Annotated in this window: 7 protein-coding genes and 1 pseudogene; 5 read left to right on the forward strand and 3 right to left on the reverse strand. The window is 75.7% G+C overall.

The features are described 5' to 3' along the window. Together ACFWEK_RS07465 and ACFWEK_RS07470 are read left to right on the forward strand one after the other, a co-directional pair. Positions 1-2,001, forward strand: a pseudogene (locus ACFWEK_RS07465) (hypothetical protein); the annotation flags it as partial. 259 nt (positions 2,002-2,260) lie between these two features. After that, positions 2,261-3,583 carry an MFS transporter gene (locus tag ACFWEK_RS07470; RefSeq protein WP_430553635.1) on the forward strand — a complete coding sequence of 441 codons (1,323 nt, stop codon included), beginning with the start codon at positions 2,261-2,263 and terminating at the stop codon, positions 3,581-3,583. A 15-nt stretch (positions 3,584-3,598) separates the two neighbouring features. Here ACFWEK_RS07470 and ACFWEK_RS07475 read toward each other — a convergent pair whose 3' ends face one another. Continuing rightward, positions 3,599-4,900, reverse strand: a complete 1,302-nt coding sequence (locus ACFWEK_RS07475; protein WP_430547820.1) for an MFS transporter — start codon at positions 4,898-4,900, stop codon at positions 3,599-3,601. An 80-nt stretch (positions 4,901-4,980) separates the two neighbouring features. Here ACFWEK_RS07475 and ACFWEK_RS07480 point away from each other — a divergent pair, with 80 nt between their 5' ends. From ACFWEK_RS07480 to ACFWEK_RS07490, 3 genes are all read left to right on the forward strand, one after another. Then, positions 4,981-5,652 carry a YitT family protein gene (locus ACFWEK_RS07480; protein WP_430553636.1) on the forward strand — a complete coding sequence of 224 codons (672 nt, stop codon included), beginning with the start codon at positions 4,981-4,983 and terminating at the stop codon, positions 5,650-5,652. A gap of 62 nt (positions 5,653-5,714) precedes the next feature. Beyond that, complete coding sequence (locus ACFWEK_RS07485; RefSeq protein WP_430547818.1) at positions 5,715-6,035, forward strand: GNAT family N-acetyltransferase; 321 nt, start codon at positions 5,715-5,717, stop codon at positions 6,033-6,035. Then, positions 6,032-6,991, forward strand: a complete 960-nt coding sequence (locus tag ACFWEK_RS07490) for a DUF1524 domain-containing protein (RefSeq protein ID WP_430553637.1) — start codon at positions 6,032-6,034, stop codon at positions 6,989-6,991. The genes ACFWEK_RS07485 and ACFWEK_RS07490 overlap by 4 nt, the downstream gene beginning before the upstream one ends. A 25-nt stretch (positions 6,992-7,016) precedes the next feature. Here the strand turns inward: ACFWEK_RS07490 and ACFWEK_RS07495 are convergent, their stop codons facing one another. Together ACFWEK_RS07495 and ACFWEK_RS07500 are read right to left on the reverse strand one after the other, a co-directional pair. Next, entirely contained in the window at positions 7,017-7,832 is an 816-nt protein-coding gene (locus ACFWEK_RS07495; RefSeq protein WP_430553638.1) for a YceI family protein, read from the reverse strand. Between the two features lie 5 nt (positions 7,833-7,837). Then, on the reverse strand, positions 7,838-8,584 hold the full coding sequence (locus ACFWEK_RS07500) for a collagen binding domain-containing protein (RefSeq protein WP_430553639.1): 747 nt from the start codon (positions 8,582-8,584) through the stop codon (positions 7,838-7,840). Positions 8,585-8,739 lie beyond the last annotated feature (155 nt).

Genomic DNA, 8,739 nt, shown 5'->3' on the forward strand with positions numbered 1-8,739 from the left:
GAGGCGTCCGGGCTGGACGGTGCGGTGGACGAGCTGACCGCTACGGTGGCCGACACCGCGGGCGCGGTCGACGGCGTGCTGGGCACGCGGTCGCTGCTGAGGTCCACGGTGGACGGCCTGCTCGGGCCGGACGGCGTGGTGGACGACGTCGTCGGCCCGGACGCGGCGCAGGACGGCGTCACGGACGGTCTCGTGGAGGCCGTGCTGGACGACGTCGACTCGACGCTCGACTCGGTGACGGCCGGCGACCTGCCGGGCGTGGTCGACGACGTCGCTGCCGAGGACGGTCTGGTCGACGACGTGCTGGAGGACCAGGGCCTGGACCCGGTGCTGGGTGACGTCGTGGACTCGACCGGCGCGGTGGACGACCTGCTGGGCACCGGTTCGACGGTGCAGGACACGGTCGGCGGGATCGCCGGCGAGGAGGGCATCCTCGACGACGTCCTCGGCGCCGACGAGCCGCAGGACGGCGTCACGGACGGTCTCGTGGAGGCCGTGCTGGACGACGTCGACTCGACGCTCGACTCGGTGACGGCCGGCGACCTGCCGGGCGTGGTCGACGACGTCGCTGCCGAGGACGGCGTGCTCGACGACGTGCTGGAGGACGGCGGCGTCGACACGGCCGCGGACGACCTGGTCGACCAGGTCTCGGACCTGGCGGGCACGGTCGACGACACCGCCGGGACCGGGTCGTTGGTCCAGGACGTCGTGGACGGCATCGCCGGTGAGGACGGCGTCCTGGACGACGTCGTCGGTGCCGACGAGCCCGAGAGCGGTGTCACGGACGAGGCCGTGGAGCACGTGCTCGACGACCTGGAGCAGATCGTCGGCGACGCCACCGAGGGTGACCTCGGCGCCGTGACCGACGACCTCACGGCCGACGACGGCCTGGTGGACGATGTGCTGGAGGACCAGGGCCTGGACCCGGTGCTCGGGGACCTCGTGGACTCGACCGGCGCGGTGGACGACCTGCTGGGCACCGGCTCGGCCGTGCAGGACACGGCCGACGGGCTGCTCGGCGAGGACGGCGTGGTCGACGACGTCGTCGGCGCCGACGAGCCGCAGGACGGCGTCACGGACGGCGTCGTGGAGGCCGTGGTGGACGACGTCGACTCGACGCTCGACTCGGTGACGGCCGGCGACCTGCCGGGCGTCGTGGACGACCTCACCGCCGACGACGGCCTGGTGGACGACGTGCTGGAGGACCAGGGTCTCGACCCGGTGCTGAACGACGTCGTCGACTCGACCGGCACGGTGGACGACCTGCTCGGCACGGGTGACCTGGTCGAGGACACCGTCGACGGGATCGCCGGCGAGGACGGCACCGTGGACGACATCATCGGCGCCGACGAGCCGCAGGACGGCGTGACCGACGAGCTCGTCGAGCACGTCGTCGAGGACGTCAACGACACGGCGAACGACCTGCTCGAGGGCGACCTCGGGGCCGTGACCGACGACGTCCTCGCCGAGGACGGCCTGGTCGACGACGTCCTCGAGGACGGCACGACCGCCACCGATCCTGGTGACGGCACGGATCCTGGTGACGGCACGGATCCTGGTGACGGCACCGACCCCGGTGACGGCGACAACGGTGGCGGTGACGGCACCGATCCTGGTGACGGCACCGATCCTGGTGACGGCACCGACCCCGGTGACGGTGACAACGGCGGCGGCGACGGCACCGACAACCCCGGCGACGGCACCGGTGACGGCGGGTCCGACGACGGCACGGGTTCCAGCGGCGGCGGGTCCGGTCCCGTGGGCGGTCCTGTCGCCGAGGCTCCCGGCTCGGACGGCTCGGGACAGCTCATCGGTACCGGGGCCGACGGCGCCACGGCGGCGTCCGGCGCTGCCGGTGCCGCCGGGACGGGCGCGATGCAGACCCTGCCGACGACGGGCGGGGACCTGCGGCTGCTGGGGCTGTCCCTGCTGCTGATGCTGACGGGCGGCGTGCTGCTGGTGCGTCGTCGGAGGGAGGCGCTCGCGGCCGAGACCCGCTGACCCCCACCGGAGCCGGTACCGGCTCCGGACGGGGCGGCGCTGTCACGGGGGATCACTGGGGAGTGTCCCGTGGCAGCTCCGCCCCGGCTGGGGTCGGCGTGGGCGCAGCACGGCGCAGGGGGCCGGGCCGCGCCCACGACACCACCGACACCGCGGGGTGCGCGCGGCGGCCCCGGGCGGACGATCACCGGACCCTCGACGGAGGGCTCCGGCAGACCCGCCCGGGGCTGCCCGCGGAACACGCCTACCCTGGGACACCGTGCCCCGACTGATCGCCGACCTCACGCCGCTGCGCGTCTCCCCGGCGTTCCGTCGCCTGTGGTGGGGCCTCGGCGTCTCCAACATCGGCACGCAGATCACCGTGGTCGCAGTGGGTCTGCAGGTGTACGCCCTGACGGGGTCGACGCTCGCGGTGGGCACCCTGGGCATCGCGGCGCTGGTGCCGCTGGTCGCGCTCGGCCTGTACGGCGGGGCGCTGGTGGACCACTACGACCGGCGCCGCGTCTCGTTGCTCGCGTCGTCGGTGCTCTGGCTCGTGACGGCGGCGATCGCGGCGCAGGCCTGGCTCGACGTCGGCTCGGTGAACCTGCTGTACGGGCTGGTGGCGCTGCAGTCGGCGGCGTTCGCGATCAACAACCCGGCGCGCACGTCGATCGTGCCGCGCCTGCTGGAGCCGCAGCTCATGCCGGCGGCCCTCGCGCTGCAGACGCTGGCGTTCAACGTGGCGCTCACGTGCGGCCCGCTCGTGGGCGCGCTCCTCGTGGCCCGGCTCGGGTACGGCTGGGCGTACACCCTCGACGCGCTGCTGTTCACGGCGGCGCTGTGGGCGGTGTGGCGGCTGCCCGCCGTCCCGCCCGAGCAGCCGCTGGACGACGACGCGGACCCCGACCCGACGGGCGCCGCGCCTGCCCGGCGGCGCGTCGTCGGGCTGAGCTCCGTGCTCGACGGGCTGCGCTACCTGGCGACGCGGCCGAACGTGCGCACCACGTTCGTCGTCGACCTGGCCGCGATGGTGCTCGCCTTCCCGCGTGTGCTGTGGCCCGCGGCGGGCGCGCTCTACCTGGGCGGCGGGGAGACGACGACGGGCGTGCTCGCCGCCGGGTTCGCCGTCGGCGGCATCCTCGCGAGCGTGTTCTCCGGCGCCCTCGTCCGCGTGCGGTGGCAGGGCCGGATCATCGTGTGGGCGATCACGGCGTGGGGGCTGAGCGTCACCGCCTTCGGCGCGGTGCTCGTCGCCGTCGGGCCGGGCGCGCCGGACGGCGTGCTGTGGGGCGCCGTCGTGCTCGCGGGCGTGGCGCTGCTGCTCGCGGGCGGCTCCGACGCGATCTCGTCCGTGTTCCGCCAGTCGATCCTGCAGACCGCGACGCCGGACCACATGCGCGGCCGCCTGCAGGGCGTGTTCATCGTGGTGGTCGCGGGCGGGCCGCGCCTCGGCGAGATGGTGCTGGGCTCGGAGGCCACGTGGTTCGGCGAGGGGTGGGCGGCCGTCGTCGGCGGGCTCGCGTGCGTCGCCGTGCTGTGGCTGGTGGTGCGGCTGCAGCCCCGGTTCTGGCGCTACGACGCGCAACACCCGGAGCCCTGAGCGCGGCGGGCCTGCTCAGGCGGCGTCGGCGTACGGGCGCCGGCGCCGCATCCCGGGCAGCGCGGCGAGCGCCAGCAGGGCGCACGCCCAGCCGCCGGACATCGTGACGAGGAACCCGGCGTGCGAGTCCACCGCGTCCACGGCCACACCGGCCAGCCACGAGCCGAGCGAGACGCCCACGCCCAGCGACGTGCCCACCCACGTGAGCCCCTCGGTGAGCTGGTGCGGCGCGACGAGCGCCTGCACCAGGGCGTTGCCGTTGATGAGCGTCGGTGCGATGGCGAAGCCGGCCACGAACATCACCACGCCCAGGACCGCCAGGTTCTGGACGAAGAAGAACAGGGAGACGCCGACGGCGATCCCGCAGGCCGTGACCGTGAACCGGACCGAGAGCGGGGACACCCAGTGCCGGGCCCCGTACGCCAGGCCCGAGACCATCGAGCCGAGCGCGAAGCAGGCGAGCACCAGCCCGGCGAGACCCTTGACCCCCTGCTCCTCCGCGAACGCCACCGTGGCGACGTCGCTCGACCCGAACATGACGCCCATGCCGACGAAGACGACGGCGAGCACCGGCATTCCCGGCATGCGGATCGCCGAGCGGCGCTCGAGCCGGACGGCGTCGGGGTGCGCCACCGTGCCGACACGCTCGCCGTCCGCGGGCACGGCCGCCCCGCGAGCGGGGGGTTCCGTGCGCCGCTGCGTGAGGAACCACGCGGCGCCCGCGCCACCCACGACGGCCGCCACCAGCAGGCCGCCCGACGGGATCACCGTCGTCGCGAGCGTCGTGGCCAGCACCGGGCCCACGATGAACACCAGCTCGTCGAGGGCGGACTCCAGGGAGTAAGCCGTGTGCACGCGCTGCGCCTCGGGCAGCACGTGGGACCAGCGGGCCCGGGCGAGCGACCCGTACGAGCCCTGGCTCGCGCCGCCGACGGCGGCGCACACCCACAGGACCCACTCCGGGGCGCCCAGGGTGGCGGCCGCCACCAGCCCCAGCAGCCCCACCGTCGTCGCGACCAGCATCGGGGTCATCACGCGGGCCTGACCCGACCGGTCCACGAGGCGGGCGATCTGCGGCGCGACCAGCGCCTGCGCCACCACCAGCACCGCCGACACCCGGCCCGCCATCGCGTACGAGCCGTACAGGGCCTGCACCATGAGCACCGTGCCGATGCCGACCATCGACATCGGCAGCCGGGCGATCACGCCCGCGGCGGAGAACGGCAGGGCCCCCGGCACGCGCAGGACGTCGAGGTACGGGTTGCGCTTCCGGGCGGCCGACGCCGTGTCGGGGCCCTCGGGGACGGGCACGGTCACTGCCGGATTCTCCCACCCCCGGCGACGGGGCGGCAGCGCCACCGCGCGCGCCCGGCGCACGACGCCTACCGTGACGAACCATGACCGCCAGGGGCCGCGTGCGCGCGGCGCAGCTCGTCCCGCGTGCACTCTGGGCACTCGGCGGCGTCGCCGTGCTCGCCCTCGGGTCCGCCGTGCTGCTCTCCGCGCACGTCGGCGTCGACCCGTTCACGGCGGCGAACATCGGCGTCAGCGGGCACCTCGGTGTCGGCCTCGGGGCATACCAGCTCGCCGTGAACGCCGTCCTGCTCGTGCCCGTGGTGGTGTGGGCGCGCCGCTACGTCGGCCTCGGAACGGTCATCAACATGGTGATGACAGGTTTCTTCGTCCAGTGGTTCGGCGCGCTGCTGGAGCCGCTGGTGCCCGACCCGCCCGGCCACCTGTTGCAGGCCGTGCTCTTCACCGTGGGCATCGTGCTGTTCACCGCGGGCGCGTCGGCCTACATGACCGCGGGGATCGGGACGGCGCCGTACGACGCGATCGCGCCGATCGTCGTCGACCGCACCGGGTGGCGCTACCGGGCGGTGCGGGTGGTGCAGGACCTGGCGTTCGTGGGGCTGGCGGTCGTGTTCGGCGGCCCGGTGGGGGTGGGGACGGTCATGACGGCGTTCTTCGCAGGGCCGCTCATCGACTTCTTCACCGTGCGGGTCAACACGCCGCTGCTGCACCGCCTGCTGCCCGGCGACGCGGAGCCGGCCCGCCAGGCACCGTGAGGTCCGTCTCGCCCCGGCACGGGGGGCGACAGGAGCCGGGCTCAGCGGCCAGGATGGGGGCCATGAACGCCACTCCCACCCCCGTGACGGTCGTCGACGACCGCGACCACCAGGTCTTCCTCGCCCGGCTCGACGACGGTCGCCGCGCGGGCGGCGCGTACTACGAGCGGAAGGACGACGGGGGGTCGGCGGTGGTCGTCTTCACGCACACGGAGGTGGACCCCGCCTACGAGGGGCAGGGGATCGGGTCCCAGCTCGCCGCCGGCGCGCTCGACCAGGTGCGCGCCGCGGGGGAGAAGATCGTGCCGCTGTGCCCGTTCATCAAGGCGTACGTGCAGCGGCACCCCGAGTACGCCGACCTGCTCGCACACCCCGCCCGGTGAGGGCGGCGACCACCACCCGGCGCGGCGGCATCGCGGCGCTGGGTGCCTCCGTCGCGCTGCTCCTCGGCGCGTGCGCCGGAGGCCTCGATCCCGCGGGGCCCGGCATCGGTGGCGGGGACCTGGAGTCGCCGGCGGCCACGGCGGCGCCCGCGCCGGACGAGCCGGGGGAGTCCGCGCCTGCGGCCTCCGGCACGGCGCTCGCGGCGCTCGAGGGCCTGCCTGTGAAGGGCCGCGCGCCCAAGACGGGGTACTCCCGCGACCAGTTCGGGCCGGCGTGGGCCGACGTCGACCACAACGGCTGCGACACGCGCAACGACGTCCTCGCGCGCGACCTGACGCGCACCGTCACGGACCCGGACACGCACGACTGCATCGTGCTGAGCGGCGTGCTCGCCGACCCGTACACGGGCACGCGGATCGACTTCCTGCGCGGGCAGGCGACGTCCACCGCGGTGCAGATCGACCACGTGGTCGCGCTGTCCGACGCGTGGCAGAAGGGCGCCCAGCAGCTCGACGGAGTGGCGCGCCGGCAGCTCGCCAACGACCCGCTCAACCTGCTCGCCGTCGACGGGCCGACCAACTCGGGCAAGGGCGACGGCGACGCCGCGACCTGGCTGCCGCCGTCCAAGGCGTTCCGCTGCCAGTACGTGGCGCGGCAGGTCGCGGTGAAGCAGGCGTACGCCCTCTGGGTCACGCAGGCCGAGCACGACGCCATCGCGGGCGTCCTGGCCCGGTGCCCCGACGAGCCGCTGCCCGCCGGCGGGCCCGCGCCCGACGTCGCGCCGGTCGACGATCAGGGGGACGACCCGGCGGGCGACGACGCCGGCGCCGAGCCGCAGGAGCCGTTCGCGAACTGCGACGCGGCGCGGGCGGCCGGGGCGGCGCCGGTCCACCGCGGGGATCCCGGCTACTCCTCCCGGCTGGACGGCGACAAGGACGGGACCGCCTGCGAGTAGCGCGGCGACGTCGGGGCGGGGGGCGTCAGCCGGGCAGCGCGGCGCCCTGCGCGGCCTGGATCTCCAGCTCGACCTTGAGGGTGGTGCCGACGATGGCGACGCCCGCGGCGGCGACCTCGTTGTACCGGATGGCGAAGGCGTCGCGGCGCAGCTCGGTGGTCGCGCGGAACGCCGCGCGGACCACCCCCTGCGCGTCGGCGCCGGTGCCCAGGTAGGTCAGGTCGAGGTCGACGGGGTGCGCCAGCCCGTGCAGCGTGAGGTCGCCGTGCACCGTCCAGCGGCCGTCGGCGACCGGCGTCATCCCCGTGGAGCGGTACGTGATGTGCTCGTACCGCTCCACGTCGAGGAAGTCCGCGGAGCGCAGGTGGCAGTCCCGGTAGGCGTTGCCGGTGTCGATGGACGCCGCCGAGATCACCGCGGCCACGCCGGACCGGGCGACGTCGCCGGGCGCGACGTCGATCCGGCCGGCGAGCTCGGTGAACCGGCCCCGCACGCTGGAGATGCCCAGGTGCTGGGCCACCGCCGTCACCGACGAGTGCGCCGGGTCGATCGTCCACGGGCCCGGCGGCGGCAGCTCCGTGCCGCCCTGCCGGGCCAGGGTCACCGTGCCGAGGGCGGCGCGGCCCGCCGCGGTGACGATCGCCGACGTCGCGGCGGGCGCGTAGCCCACCGCGGTGACGATGGCGACGTACCCGCCCGGGGCGAGCGCGGCCTCGCCGCGCACCGCGCCGTCGTCGTCCGCGGCCACCCGCAGCACCTGCGCGCCGGCGGCGTCCGTGAGGGTGACGACGGCGTGCGGCAGGGCCCACCCGTCGCGCGTGCGGATCATGGCGGTCAGCACGCCGATCACTCCGCGGGGTGGGCGAGGGCGATGTCGTGGCCGTCGACGCCCGCGCCGGCGAGGCTCAGCGCCGTCGCCGCCGGCGGGTAGCCCGTCGCGATCACGGTGTACTCGCCGCCGTCCAGGTCGGTGAACGCGTAGGCGCCGTCCGGTCCGGTCGTGGCCGTGCCCGCGACGTTGCCCGCCGCGTCGACGAGCGTCACGCGGGCGTCCGCGAGCGGGCCGTGCGGGGCGCGCACGACGCCGGTCACCCGGGCGCCCGCGGCGAGCTCGACCTCGACGCGTGTGACCCCGGCGCCGCCCACGTCGACGGGCAGCGCCCGCGGCCGGAACCCGGCGGCGTTGACCGCCACGGTGACGGGACCGGGCACGAGCTCGTCGAGGGCGAACGTGCCGTCCTCCGCCGTGCCGGTGCTCGCCTGCAGGTCGCCGCGCACGTCCGTGACCAGCACCATCGCGCCCGCGACGGGCTGCAGGTCAGGGCCGCGGACGACGCCGCGCAGGCCGCTGGTGCCGCTGAGCAGCACGTCGTGGGCCAGCGGCGCCGCGCCGACGACGATCGTCGAGGCCTGCGGCTGGAACCCGTCGGCCGAGGCGATGAGCACGTACGTGCCGGCACCCGGCGCGTCGACCGCGTAGGCGCCGTCGGACCGCGCGATCGCGAGGCCGAGCTGGCGCCCGCCCAGCGAGATGAGCGTGATCGCCGCCTGCGGCAGCGGGGCGCCCTCGGCGCCGCGGACCAGGCCGTGCACGGTGACACCGTCCGGGACGCCGCCCGTGCCGCCGTCGCCGACGGGCGGGCCGCCCGCGGCCGGGACGGCGCGCCGGGGGGGGGGGGCGGCGCCGCCCCCGACCCGCACCGGTGGCTTTTAAAAAACAGAAGCGGCCGCCGGGAGTGGGGGGGTTT

It is taken from the genome of Isoptericola sp. NPDC060257, from assembly GCF_042726645.1.
GTDB lineage: Bacteria > Actinomycetota > Actinomycetes > Actinomycetales > Cellulomonadaceae > Isoptericola > Isoptericola nanjingensis.